Annotated in this window: 15 protein-coding genes; 13 read left to right on the top strand and 2 right to left on the bottom strand. The window is 58.6% G+C overall.

Annotated elements, in window-relative coordinates:
• Window positions 1-3: 3 nt before the first annotated feature.
• Window positions 4-408 (top strand): methylmalonyl-CoA epimerase, encoded by a 405-nt coding sequence (mce, locus tag RRH01S_RS32200; protein ID WP_042477431.1) that lies wholly within the window; start codon window positions 4-6, stop codon window positions 406-408.
• Between the two features lie 180 nt (window positions 409-588).
• Here the strand turns inward: mce and RRH01S_RS32205 are convergent, their stop codons facing one another.
• Window positions 589-1,029, bottom strand: coding sequence for a pseudoazurin (locus RRH01S_RS32205; RefSeq protein WP_042477511.1), 441 nt, complete (start codon window positions 1,027-1,029; stop codon window positions 589-591).
• 181 nt (window positions 1,030-1,210) lie between these two features.
• On the opposite strand from RRH01S_RS32205, the gene RRH01S_RS32210 reads away from it, so the two are divergent.
• The 12 genes from RRH01S_RS32210 to RRH01S_RS32265 all read left to right on the top strand — a co-directional run bounded on the left by RRH01S_RS32210 (window position 1,211) and on the right by RRH01S_RS32265 (window position 13,170).
• Entirely contained in the window at window positions 1,211-2,941 is a 1,731-nt protein-coding gene (locus RRH01S_RS32210) for an FAD-binding protein (protein ID WP_042477433.1), read from the top strand.
• A gap of 50 nt (window positions 2,942-2,991) precedes the next feature.
• Complete coding sequence (locus RRH01S_RS32215) at window positions 2,992-3,603, top strand: alpha/beta hydrolase (protein ID WP_042477436.1); 612 nt, start codon at window positions 2,992-2,994, stop codon at window positions 3,601-3,603.
• 40 nt (window positions 3,604-3,643) lie between these two features.
• On the top strand, window positions 3,644-4,159 hold the full coding sequence (locus tag RRH01S_RS33310) for a MarR family winged helix-turn-helix transcriptional regulator (protein WP_131597918.1): 516 nt from the start codon (window positions 3,644-3,646) through the stop codon (window positions 4,157-4,159).
• 334 nt (window positions 4,160-4,493) lie between these two features.
• Complete coding sequence (locus tag RRH01S_RS32225; protein ID WP_052365425.1) at window positions 4,494-5,093, top strand: cytochrome c oxidase subunit 3; 600 nt, start codon at window positions 4,494-4,496, stop codon at window positions 5,091-5,093.
• A 3-nt stretch (window positions 5,094-5,096) separates the two neighbouring features.
• Window positions 5,097-5,366 (top strand): cytochrome C oxidase subunit IV family protein, encoded by a 270-nt coding sequence (locus RRH01S_RS32230; RefSeq protein ID WP_042477440.1) that lies wholly within the window; start codon window positions 5,097-5,099, stop codon window positions 5,364-5,366.
• Window positions 5,367-5,635: 269 nt separating this feature from the next.
• Window positions 5,636-6,580: a 2-keto-4-pentenoate hydratase gene (locus tag RRH01S_RS32235; RefSeq protein ID WP_234711807.1), complete on the top strand. Its 945-nt coding sequence runs from the start codon at window positions 5,636-5,638 to the stop codon at window positions 6,578-6,580.
• On the top strand, window positions 6,577-7,515 hold the full coding sequence (locus tag RRH01S_RS32240) for an acetaldehyde dehydrogenase (acetylating) (RefSeq protein ID WP_042477447.1): 939 nt from the start codon (window positions 6,577-6,579) through the stop codon (window positions 7,513-7,515). Before RRH01S_RS32235 ends, RRH01S_RS32240 begins: the two co-directional genes overlap by 4 nt.
• Window positions 7,515-8,528: a 4-hydroxy-2-oxovalerate aldolase gene (dmpG, locus tag RRH01S_RS32245; RefSeq protein ID WP_042477450.1), complete on the top strand. Its 1,014-nt coding sequence runs from the start codon at window positions 7,515-7,517 to the stop codon at window positions 8,526-8,528. Before RRH01S_RS32240 ends, dmpG begins: the two co-directional genes overlap by 1 nt.
• Before the next feature lie 16 nt (window positions 8,529-8,544).
• Window positions 8,545-9,615, top strand: coding sequence for a VOC family protein (locus tag RRH01S_RS32250; RefSeq protein ID WP_234711808.1), 1,071 nt, complete (start codon window positions 8,545-8,547; stop codon window positions 9,613-9,615).
• A gap of 80 nt (window positions 9,616-9,695) precedes the next feature.
• The gene (locus RRH01S_RS32255; RefSeq protein WP_042477453.1) at window positions 9,696-10,550 is read left to right on the top strand and encodes an alpha/beta fold hydrolase; all 855 of its coding nucleotides are present in this window, start codon (window positions 9,696-9,698) and stop codon (window positions 10,548-10,550) included.
• A gap of 116 nt (window positions 10,551-10,666) precedes the next feature.
• Window positions 10,667-11,653, top strand: coding sequence for a SphA family protein (locus RRH01S_RS32260; protein WP_042477456.1), 987 nt, complete (start codon window positions 10,667-10,669; stop codon window positions 11,651-11,653).
• 407 nt (window positions 11,654-12,060) lie between these two features.
• Window positions 12,061-13,170 (top strand): helix-turn-helix transcriptional regulator, encoded by a 1,110-nt coding sequence (locus RRH01S_RS32265; RefSeq protein ID WP_131597920.1) that lies wholly within the window; start codon window positions 12,061-12,063, stop codon window positions 13,168-13,170.
• Between the two features lie 83 nt (window positions 13,171-13,253).
• On the opposite strand, the gene RRH01S_RS32270 is transcribed toward RRH01S_RS32265, so the two are convergent.
• Window positions 13,254-13,823, bottom strand: a complete 570-nt coding sequence (locus tag RRH01S_RS32270; RefSeq protein WP_202034179.1) for a flavin reductase family protein — start codon at window positions 13,821-13,823, stop codon at window positions 13,254-13,256.
• Between the last annotated feature and the right edge of the window lie 14 nt (window positions 13,824-13,837).

Genomic DNA, 13,837 nt, shown 5'->3' on the forward strand with positions numbered 1-13,837 from the left:
AAAATGCTCGGACCACTAAATCACGTTGCCATCGCAGTGCCGAATCTGAAAGCCGCAGTTTCTGTTTACGAGAAGCTCGGCGCGGACATTTCCCCGCCGCAGGATCTGCCGGAGCATGGTGTTACGGTCGTTTTCATCCAACTTCCGAACACCAAGCTCGAGCTGCTCTACCCCCTCGGAGAAAATTCGCCGATCGCCCCGTTTCTTGCGAAGAATCCGGCCGGTGGAATCCATCATCTTTCTTTTGATGTGCCGGATATATTGGAGGCGCGCAAAACAATGACGGCCGGTGGTATTCGCATCCTTGGAAGCGGCGAACCATCAATCGGTGCTCACGGTACGCCTGTGCTCTTTGCCCACCCCAAAGATCTGTTCGGAACCTTGATTGAGATTGAGCAGGCGGACTAAAAGGTCTCGTCCGAGTGCCCGAAAACGAACAGCACCTCAGAGGGTCGGAAATCGGATCGATGCCTCCTCCTTGGGATTTGGTATCGATCGCGCAAGCGAACCTGTAGAGCATTGCCGACTACAGTTTATACCGATCATGAACACACATGGCTTGAGACGCCCCTGCCGATTTGACGGCACCTATTGTCGCAACTTTGCAAGCCAGTCGGTGTACCGTGCCAGCGCAAGTGGAGGCAGCCTGGCCTTGGCGAATGCATCAAGGTTAGCCGGATTCCTCCCCACGACGATCAGCCCGACCATTCCCATCGAATAGTGAGGAGCGCATTTGTAAGCGTAGGCACCCTCGATCTCGAAAGTGACCTCGATCTCCTCGTTGACGCGTCCCTTGAAAGGCTTCGCGCCCTCGGGGATCAGATCCTTGATGCTTTCCGCATTGTGCCCTGGCTCGGCCGCGACGAAACGAACGCTGTCGCCCGGCGCGATCTGTAGAAACGCCGGTTCGAAGACCATGGCACCGGTCTCACCCCGGTTCAGCATGCGAACCTCATGCGTCTCGGCCCACGCGGTGCTTACGCTGGCAAGCAATGTCGCCGCGAAAGTCAACGTTTGAAAAACTCTCATGCACTCCCCCTTCCTGATCCTCCTGTCGATGTTCGACATCGATGCTCGGTGAGTAGCAGAACGTATCCTATGAAACAAGTATGTATCTTAGGATACAATATTGACAGGCGGAGGAGATGCCCCTACCGTTCGACGCATCCCCGGCGTTGATGGGGGGAGAGGATTCAGGGAGGATCGTTCTATGAAATCAGATTTATCCGAGCAGCCGGAGCTGAAGGCTCAGGTATCGCGGCGCAATTTCATGAAGGCGGCGACGATTGCGACGGCAGGCGCCGCGATCGGCACGACTGTGGTCACGGACGCGAACGCACAGGCGTGGAACGAGGAATACGACGTGGTCGTTGTCGGTTCTGGAGGAGCGGCGCTGGCAGCGGCGGCAGCGGCGGTTCACAATGGCGCCCGTGTCAAGGTGCTTGAGAAGGCCGAACTGGTCGGGGGCACCACGATAAAATCCGGCGGCGTCTATTGGATTCCCAACAACCCTTTCATGGTTGCAGACGGAATAGCAGACCGCAAGGAGGATGCCCTCCGTTACATGTCGCGCTGCGCCTTTCCGCACCTCTACCGTCCTGACAGCCCAACCTTCGGCATGACAGACCACAATTACCGCCTGATGGAAGTGCTGTACGACCGTGGCGGCAAGGTGCTTCAGGAATTTTCGGACATTGGGGCGCTGAAGTCCGTGCGTTATCCCACTTATGGCTATATGCCGATCCCCGACTATTACGCGAACCTTCCCGAGAACAAAGCGCCGCGCGGCCGTTCGGTGCATCCGGCTGATGGCAAGGGCGAGCCCGGTGCTGGATCGGACCTCGTGGGCCAGTTGCAGGCCTTCATCGAAGGCCGCGGCGCCCAGATCGCACTGGAAACCGCGGTCGTCAGGGCCGTGGTGGACGAAAATCGCAAGGTGCTCGGCGTGGTGGCGAGAACCTTCGACGGCACCGAATTGAACATACGCGCGCGCAAGGGCGTGATCTTCGGCTCCGGCGGTTTTACGCAGAATCCGGATATGCGCGAGACTTACCTGCGCATCCCGGTTCTCGGCGGCTGCGCGGTGCCGACCAATCAGGGCGATTTCGTCAAGATCGCCATCGATCTCGGCGCGCAGCTTGGCAATATGAACGAAGCCTGGCTGCAGCAGGAAGTGCTGGATGAAGTGCTCGAGTTCAACAGCGTTCCCTTCGGCGTGTTCTTCCTGGGCGGAGACAGCATGGTGATGGTCAACAAATTCGGCCGCCGCACCTGCAACGAGAAGACCACTTACAATGAGCGCACCCGCTCCCACTTGGTCTGGGATCCCGCGCGCGGCGAGTACGTCAATCGCCTCCAATTTATGATCTTCGACGATCATGCACGCAGCTTCGGCGGCGTAATGATACCGCCACCCGGCGAGTTCGTTCCGCCCTACATCATTACAGCGGACACACTGGAAGACCTGGCTAAAAAGATCGATGAAAAGCTCGCTTCCTACGAACACCAGATCGGGCATTTTCGACTGGACGGCAACTTCCTCGACGGCCTGAAAGAAACGCTCGTCCGTTTCAAAGGCTTTGCCGAGACCGGCAAGGACACGGATTACCTGCGCGGGGAAGCGCCGATTGACCAGTACTTCGCGCCGCCGAAGGGCTTCGAGGTGAAGGGGCCGAACCCTTGGCTTCATCCGATTTCCGACAAAGGTCCGTATTATGCCATCGCGCTTGCCGCCGGCACGCTCGATACCAAAGGTGGTGCGGTCTATGACGAGCATTCCCGGGTGCTCGATACCCACGATCAGCCGATCGACGGACTTTATGTCGCCGGCAACGCGGGCGCCTCGCCCTCGGGGCAGTCCTACTGGGGGGCGGGAGGAACGCTGGGTCTTGCCATCACCTTCGGCTTTATTGCGGGAGAGCATGCTGCGCGGCGCAGTTGATCCGTCGGAGAGATATCGGGACCGTTCTGTGACATCTGGGATCTGAGGTCATGACAGCGAAACGCCATAGTCTTCTCCACCTAGCCTTCGACGGACCCGAGACCGGAGAGCCGTGGCTGATCCTTCACGATCGCCATGGCAGTCTTGCCGCCGCGCGTATGTTGGGTGAAACCCAGCTTGCACCGGACACGCGTCGCATTGCCGTGCGAAGCGCCCGGACCCAGACGCGCGGCAGCCTTGCTCCGCCCAAGGGCAACTTCTGGTTCATCGGCCCTCTGCACCAGCCGGAATTGTCCACGCTTGGCGACGCACTCTATCAACTCGACCGGTTGCTCAATGATATGAGGGACATTGATGGGCATTCGCGCCTGAACCTTCTCGGGCAAGGCGAGGGCGGCACGGTCGCTTTGTTGCTGGCCTTGCTGCGTCCTGACATGATCGGCCACGTAGTGGCCATGAACGCCTCATTCCCTCGCAATTTTTCCCGAATGCCCATGCAAATCGGCGACGTAAATGGGCTGACCGTGCTGTTATCCGAAGACGATGGCGTCACAGCCACGGAGTTGATGCGCATTGCTCCCGGTCTAGCCGTGTCGGTGCACGGCAACGTGTGGTCGCCCGACACGAGGGGTGGTCAGGGCGAGGTGTTTATGGGAGATTAGAGGGCAGACCACAGAGCGAAGATTGATAAATGCCAAAGACATGACAGAACGCAGAATCATCAACTCGAATTTAGTCACCCGTCTCAATCCCGACGCAACGCAGCTCCGGCACGGTGATCTGCTTTACACGATCCATGAGCTTTCGAGACTGATCAGCACGCATTTCGACAAGGTAATGGAGCCTCATAATCTCACTCGGGCGCAATGGTGGGCGATCATGCACATCATGCTGAACGAAGGTCAAAGCCAGTCTGATCTTGCGCGCGTCATGCAGATGGGCAGATCGGCCGCTGGAAAGTTGTTCGACCGCCTCGAGGCAAAGGGGTGGATCGAACGCAGGCCTGACAAAGACGATCAGAGGGTCCTATGCGTCTTCCTGCTTGAGGGCGTAAGTCCGGTCTTCGATGCAATCGTTTCCGGCGGTCCGACATTGTTCGAAACGCTTCTCGACGGGATTTCCGAGCAAGAAGAACGCGCCTTATTGTCTGGTCTGGATAAGATCAGGATAAATGCCGAGCGCGCGATGGGCGTGCATGGCCGCACAAGCCGGCTTTAAAGCCGGGGCTGAACTCACGCCTCGATCATCGCTTTCGTTGTTCAACGCATATAACTTTGTGCCAGCACCGCGCTTTTAGTGGCGTGGTGGGTGGAAATGCGGCGTCTTACCATCCTCAAAAAATATCGAAGCGTTGACCATATGGGCAATGCGTAGCCGGCGTTCCATAACGCAGGCTAGCGATTGCCGACAATGGCGCGACTTTGGGAGCGGAGGGAGTTCCGCTTGTCGTTCTCCGGTAAACGACAGCGGGCGAACCTGAGGGGGGGTAAAGGAATGATCGCGCAGCACATGGCGGCATCCTTGCAGGATTATCCTGAAAGGGGTGATTCCGATGTCTGATACGGTTGCAGGCCCATCGTCAGATATGCTCCAGCAGAGAGAAATTCCCGGCGAGCCCGGCCTCTGGGTTTTCCTGTTTGGTGATATGGCGATCTTCGTTGTCTTCTTCGCCTCTTATCTGGTCGAACGCGCCGATCACCGTTTGCTGTTCCAGGCCTCGCGACAATCTTTTGGTGTGACGATCGGCGTCATCAACACGATCATCCTTCTGATCAGCTCCCTTCTGGTGGTGATAGCGGTGAGTGCGGTTCGCGGGCGCGCAAATCCGATCGCTGTGCGGGCACTTTGGGGAGCATTATTCTGCGGCGGAACCTTCGTGATACTCAAATGTGTCGAGTACACGCATTTGGTTTCCGCAGGAAACGGTCCTGGTTCGAACCTTTACTTCACCTATTTCTTCATTCTCACCGGCGTGCACCTGATCCATGTGCTGATCGGCTTCGTCACCCTTGGAATCATGATCGCCAAGGCGAGGCAACCGCGGGAATTAACAGGCCAGAACCTGTCCACAATCCAGTCTTGTGTTTGTTACTGGCATCTCGTCGACCTTCTCTGGATCGTCATTTTTCCGCTTCTCTATCTGTTGGGGTAAGCCATGGCGCTGAAAGAACTTGTTCCCTTCCGCGTCGCACTCACCTGGGCAATCCTGGTCGCACTGTCGATCCTTGGTTCGATCCTGGGCATCGAGGGCGAAGACAGTACGCTGATCGCCGTCATCGTTCTGGCTTTTGCGGTGATCAAGGTCCGGTTTGTCGGACTGGACTTCATGGAATTGTGCCACGCACCCTTGGCGATGCGCGCAGCATTCGAGGCCTATTGCGTCGTGCTCCTGGGTACGCTCACCGGGCTTTACGCATTTCTATGATTTTTCCGTCGATTGGACTCCAGCGATTGGCACTTGGCGTGCCCAACTTGGCCCTCGCAGCACGCAGAGGCCCAAAACGAGCCGCCGATATTATCCAGGTGGGTAATGCACACATTGCTGTGATCACCCAAGGTGCAAAAACGGTCCGACGCTGAGGACTGATGAGTGTCCGGATCGCAAGATGCCGTTCGCGATTTAGGCCGGCAGCTGCGCGTGACACGATGAGAGGAAATCGCGTCCCGGAAATTTTGCAGTGCCAGGAAGGCCCGTTGAAGTTTTTTGTAACCGGATCGGAAGGTCCGGCATTTGCAGGGAGGAAAACTGATGATGTGCGATTTGAATTCAGTCGAACACGCGTTGCTGAACGCCCGCTCCGCACCGCCAGCGGGCGCAAAGGGAGCCGGCAATTGACGGTCGCCCCTGAAAATCTGACGGCGGCCGTCGAGCGACTGGAGCGGGCAAGCGCCCGTAGCGCCCCGTGTGAACCTGTCGCCGATTTGCTTGGTCCCGATGACATCGATGCTGCCTATGAGGTGCAGAGGCGCATCACGGAACGACGGATCTCCGGGGGCGCACGACTTGTCGGCCGCAAGATTGGTCTGACCTCGCGCGCAGTCCAGGCGCAGATTGGGGTGAATCGTCCCGACTTCGGCGTGCTCTTTGACGACATGCAGTTCGCGGACGGTGCGGAGATTCCGTTTTCGCGTTTGCTGCAGCCCAAGGCAGAAGCGGAGATCGCCTTTCTGCTCGCCAAGGACATTTTGGACGCTTCGGATCTGGTTGTCGTGCGCGACGCCGTCGCGCAGGCGTTTCCCTCCCTGGAAGTCGTCGATAGCCGGATTGCTGACTGGCGCATCGGCATCACTGACACAGTGGCCGACAATGCCTCGTCGGGTGTCTTCGTAATCGGAGCACAAGGCGTCGCGCTCGACGCGGTGCAGCCTGCAGACGTGGTGATGACCATGCTGCGAAATGGTGAGGTGGTTTCACAAGGGACCGGGCGAGATTGTCTGGATGATCCGCTGAATGCACTTGCCTGGCTTGCCCGCACCGCGATCGAGATCGGTGCACCGCTGCGCGCGGGCGATATCGTGCTGTCGGGCGCGCTCGGACCGATGGTGCCGGTCCGTCCCGGTGATGTCTTTGAAGCGAAGATTGAGCCCCTGGGAACGATCATCGCGCGGTTTTCAAAAGAAGAAGGGGGAGAACAATGACAGATCGCATTGGTGTCGCGATTGTGGGTTCGGGGAACATCGGCACGGATCTGATGATCAAGATCCTGCGTCACTCCGAGAATCTAGGCATGGTGGCGATGGTGGGGATCGATCCTGCCTCGGACGGATTGGCGCGGGCGGCGCGGTTGGGGGTCGCGACGACCGCTGGTGGTGTCGAAGGACTTATCGCCATGCCCGAATTCAAGCAGGTGGGCATTGTGATGGACGCGACCAGCGCCTCGGCTCACGTCGTCAATGCCAAACGTCTGGAGCCCTACGGGCTGCGGCTGATAGACCTGACGCCTGCGGCCATCGGCCCGTTCGTCATTCCGCCGGTGAATCTCGGCGAGCATCTCGGCGCACCCAACATCAATATGGTTACTTGCGGCGGTCAGGCAACTATTCCGATGGTGGCGGCCGTGTCGCGCGTGACCGATGTGCCCTATGCCGAGATCGTGGCCTCCGTGTCCTCGAAATCGGCCGGACCGGGAACGCGGGCCAATATCGATGAGTTCACCGAAACCACCGCCCATGCCATCGAACAAGTCGGCGGAGCGAAACGGGGAAAGGCGATCATCATCCTAAACCCGGCGGAGCCTCCGCTCATCATGCGCGATACAGTCTACTGCCTGGTCGGTGGCGCGGATCAGGACAAGATCCGCAAGTCCATCAAAGACATGGTGGCCGAGGTTGCGATCTATGTGCCGGGCTACCGGCTTGTGCAGGAAGTGCAGTTCACTCCGGTCGATCCGGCTGAGATCGCCACCCTGCTGCCCGAGGGCTCGGGGTCGGTCGATACCAAGGTGACTATTTTCCTGGAGGTCGAAGGTGCGGCGCATTACCTGCCCGCCTATGCCGGCAATCTCGACATCATGACCTCGGCTGCAATGCGCGTGGCTGAACAGATAGCCGTGCGCGCGAAAGAGGTGGCGTGATGACCAAGAAACTTTATGTCCAGGACGTTACCCTGCGCGATGGCATGCATGCGCTGCGCCATCGTCTGGATCCGAAAAAACTGGGGGAGATCGTCCGGGCGCTCGACAAGGCCGGTGTCGCCGCGATCGAGGTCAGTCATGGCGATGGCCTGGCCGGCAATAGCCTGAACTATGGTGCCGGTTCGAACACGGATTGGGAGTGGATCGAGGCCGCCGTCGAGGCTGCGGAACGGGCGGTTATCACCACGCTGCTGCTGCCCGGCGTCGGCACCATTGTCGAGTTGCGCCGCGCCTATGAGCTGGGGGTTCGTTCAGTCCGCGTCGCCACCCATTGCACCGAGGCTGATGTCGCCGCTCAGCACATCGCAGAGGCCCGCAACCTCGGCATGGACGTATCGGGCTTCCTGATGATGGCACACATGAGCGAGCCTGCTCAACTGGCCAGCCAAGCGCGGCTCATGGAATCCTACGGTGCGCATTGCGTCTATATCACCGATTCTGCAGGACGGCTGACGACCGAGGGGGTGCGCGACCGCGTGCGTGCCTACAAGGACGTGCTGAAGCCCGAAACCCAGATCGGCATCCATTGCCACGAGAACCTCTCGCTGGCGGTCGCGAATTCGGTTGCGGCCATTGAGGAAGGCGCTTGGAGGATCGACGCATCGCTCGCCGGTCATGGCGCCGCGGCCGGCAACACTCCTATCGAGCCGTTTGTTGCGGTGGCTAATCTGCTGGGCTGGGAAACCGGCTGCGATCTTTTCGCGCTGGAGGACGCAGCGGACGATCTGGTCCGGCCACTGCAGGACCGCCCTGTCCGTGTGGATCGCCAGACCCTGACTATTGGCTATGCCGGTGTGTACGGCAGTTTCCTGCGTCATGCGGAAAACGCCGCGGCTACCTATGGCGTGGATGCCCGCGATATCCTGATCGAAGCCGGCAAGCGCAAGCTGGTCGGAGGGCAGGAAGACATGCTGACGGACATCGCCTTGAACCTCATTGGTCAATCCAACTGAGCTCCGAGCCCTTTTCATGGGTGCGCCGCGCCGCATCCACATCGAACCATACCAGGAGGAGACAAATATGACTCACACCTACGACCCCGGTCCCCGCATCGCCCATGCCGGCGGCATCAATATAGGGACACCGAACCTCGAACGCTCGCTGTGGTTCTTCCGCGACCTGTTTGGCATGGAAGTAACCGCCGAAAGTGATGGTGTCGCCTATCTGCGCGGCTATCAGGAATTCGACCACCACTCGCTGGTGCTGACCCAGCAGGATCAGGCGGTAATCAACACTTACAGCTTCCGCGTCGCCCGGCCGCAGGATGTGGAGCTGTTCCATGAACAGTTCACCGCCGAAGGCGTCGAGGTGAAGGTGGTCCCCGCCGGCACCGAGACCGGACGTGGCGAGGCGATCCGCTTTTTGCTGCCCGGCGGCGGCCACCCGATCGAACTTTATTACGACATCGACAAGCCGAGGGCGGTCGAGGGGCTAAGCTCTCATCTTTTGGGCAACAGCTCGCGTCGTCGCGGGTTCGGCGTACGGCGTCTCGACCATCTTAACATTATGACTGGTCCTGCGACCATCGTTCAGGCCGAGGGCTGGCTGCGCGAAAGGCTGGGCTTCAGGCGGCGCGAATTCCTGACCTTGCCGCAGAACCCGGATTTCATCGTCGCCTCATGGATGTCGGTGAACTCGAAACTGCATGATATCGCGATCGGTGCCTCACCCAACGGACAGGACGCGCAATTCCATCACGTCGCCTTCTCGATCGAAAATTTCCACGACATCTTGACGGCGGCGGACCAGTTGCGAGACCTCGACATCCAGATCGATGCAGGTCCAGGCAAACACGGCATCGGTCAGGCAATGTATCTCTACGTCCGAGACCCGGGCTCGAACCACCGGATCGAGCTCTACTCGGGTGGTCGCGAGTTCTTTGAGCCTGACTGGCAAGCGCTGGAATGGAAGATCGATAGCCCTTACGGCATGACCTGGTATGGCGATCTGCCCAATGTGGATCCCCAGACCAGCGCCTATGTCACAACAACGTCATCGGCCGGACTTGACTTGCCGCGGCGCCGCGCCGCGGCCGCCTGATACCGTCATCTGTTTCGGGAATGGAGTGCCTTTCCGGATCGCGGTCGCCGCGATCCGGACTGCGGGAAGGAGGGATACAAATGACGACCGAATACACCTATGACGAAACACGCAGGACGGCCGAGATCGGGGGAATTACCTTTTCATGGCATGAGGCGGGTGAGGGCGAGCCGCTCGTCCTGCTGCACGGTTCGGGGCCGGGAGTGAGTGCCTGGTCGAACTTTCGGTACAACCTGCCGGTTTTTGCCAGACGCTTCCGCACCATTATGCCGGATATGCCGGGCTTTGGAGCAACTGAACTCCCGAAACTCGATGAATTCTACGCAACGCTGGCCGCGCGCCGCATCGCCCATCTAATGGACCATCTGGGGATAGAGTCCGCTTTGTTCACCGGGAATTCGATGGGCGGAGCGGTCGTGGCCGAACTGGCGGCGCTGCATCCCCAACGGGTGCGGCGGATGGCGCTGATCGGCTCCGGCGGGCTGTCGGTCGGGATCTTTGGCACGGATCCGAGCGAGGGATTCCTGCGGTTGTTCGAGTTCCTCGACGATCCGACGCGCGAGCGCATGATCGGCTGGGTCAAGACCATGGTTTATGACCATCGCCTGATTACTGACGAACTGATCGACGAGCGGATGAAAAACGCGCTGTCCGAGGGTGTCATCCCCCGGATGAAGGCAATATTCGGAGCGATGTTCAACCCCGCGCTGCGCCAGGGCGTTCCGCCGCTTTGGACCCGGTCGGGGACCATCAAAACGCCGACATTGCTGCTGTGGGGGCGTGACGACCGAATGCTGCCTTACGATCACGCCCATCTGGCGAACCGGCTGCTGCCCGAGGTCGAGTTGCATAGCTTCTCGCATTGCGGCCACTGGGTGCAGATCGAGCGCAAAACGGAGTTTGAGCGCGTATCGACCGAATTCCACACACGCTGACACCATTTCCGTTCCGGCATGCGGGAGGAGACGCTTGCCGGAACGTAGCTGACAAATGCCATGACGGGGTCGCCAGAGGGGGCGCCCTACTCGTTGAAAAGGGGAGGAAATACAGAATGTCTGGGGCAAAACTTTCGCCTGGAGCGCTGTGCGGCGCGTTCGTCATTGCAATGGGGCTGCAATCCGCAGCGGCAATTGCCGCGGAATCGATCGCGGCAGCAGGACCTATCGGGGGTACCGATATCAATGCGGCATTTCTCCCCCCCGAAGGGCTATGGGTGTCCGGCATCGGGGCCACGGTCGGCTTCTCCGACTACTATGATGACGGTGGCACTCAATTAAGATCGAGAGGAAATGATACCCTTGGTGGTGTCGGAATACTCTACTCCTATCCAGGCAAATTCTACGGTGGCCAGCTAGCATCCACGCTTTTCACGGGCTACGAACGGCTCTGCTTCGGCGTGGCCCAATACGCTAAGAATTGCTCCAGCGGCGTCAAGGACATCTATTCTGACGTGCTGATGTGGAGCCGGTATTTTCCAAGCGATGCCGCCCTCAGACAGTCCCAGGATGATGTTCAGAGGCCATTCGGTACAGCCGTCCTCGTCGGCTTGGGTTTGACGATTCCGACCGGAAACTACGACAAGGTAAGTCCTATCAACAACAGCGCCAACTTCTGGGGTTTCTCTCCGAACATCGCGCTCACCTACACGGCTCCAAGCCCTCTGCCGGATATATTCGGGGACGCCGTGCAGCTCAACGGCCGGCTTTTCTATCACATGTATACCGAGAACAAGGACACGCAGTACCAAACCGGTTCCGTGCTGAGCCTCGACTGGGCGGTGGTCATGATGAAAGGTCAATGGAAATACGGTCTGGCGGGGATGGCGTATACCCAGCTTGAGGACGACACGATCGGCGGAGTGGTCCATCCCAACAACGGCAATCGTTCGGAAGTCATCGGATTTGGACCGATCATTTCTCGCGATTTCATGATGAACGATCATCCTGCCAACCTCACCATCAAGGGCATCCAGAGCGTCTATGGCCGCAACGTGGCCAAGTCCACGGGTGTGTTCATCCGACTAAGCGTAAAATTATAGACCGTGGCGCAAGGTGTCGGGGCCTCGATGCAGGTGGCTAAAAGGGTGCGATGGTCGCGGTTTGAAAGCATTGCACAACAAAAACAGGCGCGTTCTGAAAATGAAGGAGCGGCCACCACTGAGGAGAATGAAAATGGCAAAGGGAACTTTTGTTTCCTGCAGTGTGTTGTCAAGTCTCGAAGGGAAAGAGGCGGCGGCACTGCGAAGTGCCGCCTGAGCGGCGTTCACGATCCCATATGAAAGTATTGGTATGACCATCTGGCCGCTCATCTTGGAGCGGCCGTTTTCATCAGTCGAATTTAAACAATGAATCATACCGTCAGCATGTGTTGACACTATTGCAACTTGACGGTCTTGTGGTCAACCATACTGCTTTTGGGGGAGTTTACTGATAGGAGGAGGAATCAGTGGGGTATCTGGAGCCTAGACCGCGTCTGCGGGATATTACACTTGAACTGTATCGCGCGGCCCTGCAGCCGGAACCATTGGAAAGCTGGTCGCGATCGATCTCCAATTTGCTCGATACCGAGATCGCCGGCCTTACGGTCTTAGCGCCGTCCGGCTTGGCCGTTCAAATGGGTAGTGTCGGATCCGACCTCGAGGCAGGAAGGGAATATCTGGAGAAGTATCAGCATATCAATCCTCTGCGGCCATTTTGGCAGTCGGCACCATCGGGAGAGGTGTTCCGGATTGACAGCAATTTGATTGATGACAAGTTTCGTAGCTCAGAGTTCTATTCGCGCTACTGCCAGAATCTAGATTTGGGCGGGGGTATCTGCATGCTGCTGAGCATCCGCACGGCTAAAGTTCTGGTGCACGCAAGTCAGCCGAGGAAGCCCGAGCTTGGGCCGATCGAGCATGAACTGCTGGCCTGTCTTCGTGATGATCTCCTTCTGTGTTTCGAAATTGCCGGCACTTTGATGCTTGCCACCAACGTAGCGGAAAACATCATTCGCAGCTTTGACCAGAAGGGGATCGGTGTCGCGCTTCTGACAGAAGACGGACGTGTTGAACATGTCAATGGCAGCATGAATGAGATGCTGCACGCCGGAGGCGTACTTCGTATGGAACAGGGTAGGCTCGCTCCTGGCTCTGCGATCCGGCTGCCCGAGCTGCCGGGCATGGTCAATCGCACAAAGAAAAGCGGCGTTGGCGGGCGGTTATTCTATGGTGATAAATCAAGCGACCGGTGCGGCAGCATCATAGCATACCCCGTCCCGATGGCCTTCGACTGGGAAGGTCCGCATGAAAACAAAGTCGTGCTGCTGGTAACCGATAGCTCACGGCCGAAAGGTTTGCTGACGGAAAGGTTGCGCAAAGCCTATGGCTTGACTCAGGCGGAGACCGGCGTCGCCGGTAAGCTGCTGGACGGAAAGACCTCCCGCCACATAGCCACGCAACTCGGCGTTCAGATCAACTCGGTGCGGGCTCATCTCAAGGCTATCTATGCCAAGACCGGGACGCATTCGCAGGTCGAACTTCTCAAGCTGCTTCAAATCGAGAAAGAGAATACGTAGGGCAGGTCGGTCTTTGTTCATTGGGTGAAAAATACCGACCCGACAAGCTCGGGTCGGCTTTTGTCATTCCGCGAGCAATGGGCTCACGGCCAATCCATGAGCCGCTCAAGGACAAGTGCGGCGTTTGAGAAATAATCGCCGTAAGCGCCGCGCAGGAATAGAAGCGGTGTCTTGTCCGTCACGGTATGTAACTCGTGTACCCGGCCGACTATGAGATAGTGGTCGCCAAGCTCCAGCACGTCACCTATCATGCAATCTATCCACGACACGATGCCGGTAAGAATGGGATTGCCCAGGGGCGACGCTTCCCAGGCGATGCCGTCGAATTTATCCGGCCCCTTGGTCGCGAGCTTCCTGCAAAGCCGCTCCTGGTCGGCGGCCAGCACGTTGGCGCAAAACCGTCCGGTCGCTCGGATCCTCGCCTGCGTCGCCGAAGAGCGGTCCGCCAGAAAGGAGACGAGCGGTGGGTCCAACGAAACGGACGTGAATGACCCCACGATCATTCCCACCGGCTCGACTTCCGCTTCCAGGGAGGTGACGGCCACCACCCCGGTCGGGAAGCTGCCCAGAACGGTTCGGAAATGTCGCCCGTCGATGGCCGGAGGCTCATCGGGAGCGACCACTTCGTTCTTTCCGTCGCTCTGCTGCGTCAACGAGAACGACCCCA

It is taken from the genome of Rhizobium rhizogenes NBRC 13257 (genome assembly GCF_000696095.1).
Lineage (GTDB): Bacteria > Pseudomonadota > Alphaproteobacteria > Rhizobiales > Rhizobiaceae > Rhizobium > Rhizobium rhizogenes.

What these genes read in the sequence shown, in the direction of transcription:
- RRH01S_RS33310 (WP_131597918.1), top strand. Translation starts at nt 3,644, where the DNA reads ATGACAGAACGCAGAATCATCAACTCGAATTTAGTCACCCGTCTCAAT.
- RRH01S_RS32230 (WP_042477440.1), top strand. Translation starts at nt 5,097, where the DNA reads ATGGCGCTGAAAGAACTTGTTCCCTTCCGCGTCGCACTCACCTGGGCA.
- RRH01S_RS32215 (WP_042477436.1), top strand. Translation starts at nt 2,992, where the DNA reads ATGACAGCGAAACGCCATAGTCTTCTCCACCTAGCCTTCGACGGACCC.
- RRH01S_RS32240 (WP_042477447.1), top strand. Translation starts at nt 6,577, where the DNA reads ATGACAGATCGCATTGGTGTCGCGATTGTGGGTTCGGGGAACATCGGC.
- RRH01S_RS32250 (WP_234711808.1), top strand. Translation starts at nt 8,545, where the DNA reads ATGGGTGCGCCGCGCCGCATCCACATCGAACCATACCAGGAGGAGACA.
- mce (WP_042477431.1), top strand. Translation starts at nt 4, where the DNA reads ATGCTCGGACCACTAAATCACGTTGCCATCGCAGTGCCGAATCTGAAA.
- RRH01S_RS32260 (WP_042477456.1), top strand. Translation starts at nt 10,667, where the DNA reads ATGTCTGGGGCAAAACTTTCGCCTGGAGCGCTGTGCGGCGCGTTCGTC.
- RRH01S_RS32210 (WP_042477433.1), top strand. Translation starts at nt 1,211, where the DNA reads ATGAAATCAGATTTATCCGAGCAGCCGGAGCTGAAGGCTCAGGTATCG.
- RRH01S_RS32205 (WP_042477511.1), bottom strand. Translation starts at nt 1,029, where the DNA reads ATGAGAGTTTTTCAAACGTTGACTTTCGCGGCGACATTGCTTGCCAGC.
- RRH01S_RS32255 (WP_042477453.1), top strand. Translation starts at nt 9,696, where the DNA reads ATGACGACCGAATACACCTATGACGAAACACGCAGGACGGCCGAGATC.
- RRH01S_RS32225 (WP_052365425.1), top strand. Translation starts at nt 4,494, where the DNA reads ATGTCTGATACGGTTGCAGGCCCATCGTCAGATATGCTCCAGCAGAGA.
- dmpG (WP_042477450.1), top strand. Translation starts at nt 7,515, where the DNA reads ATGACCAAGAAACTTTATGTCCAGGACGTTACCCTGCGCGATGGCATG.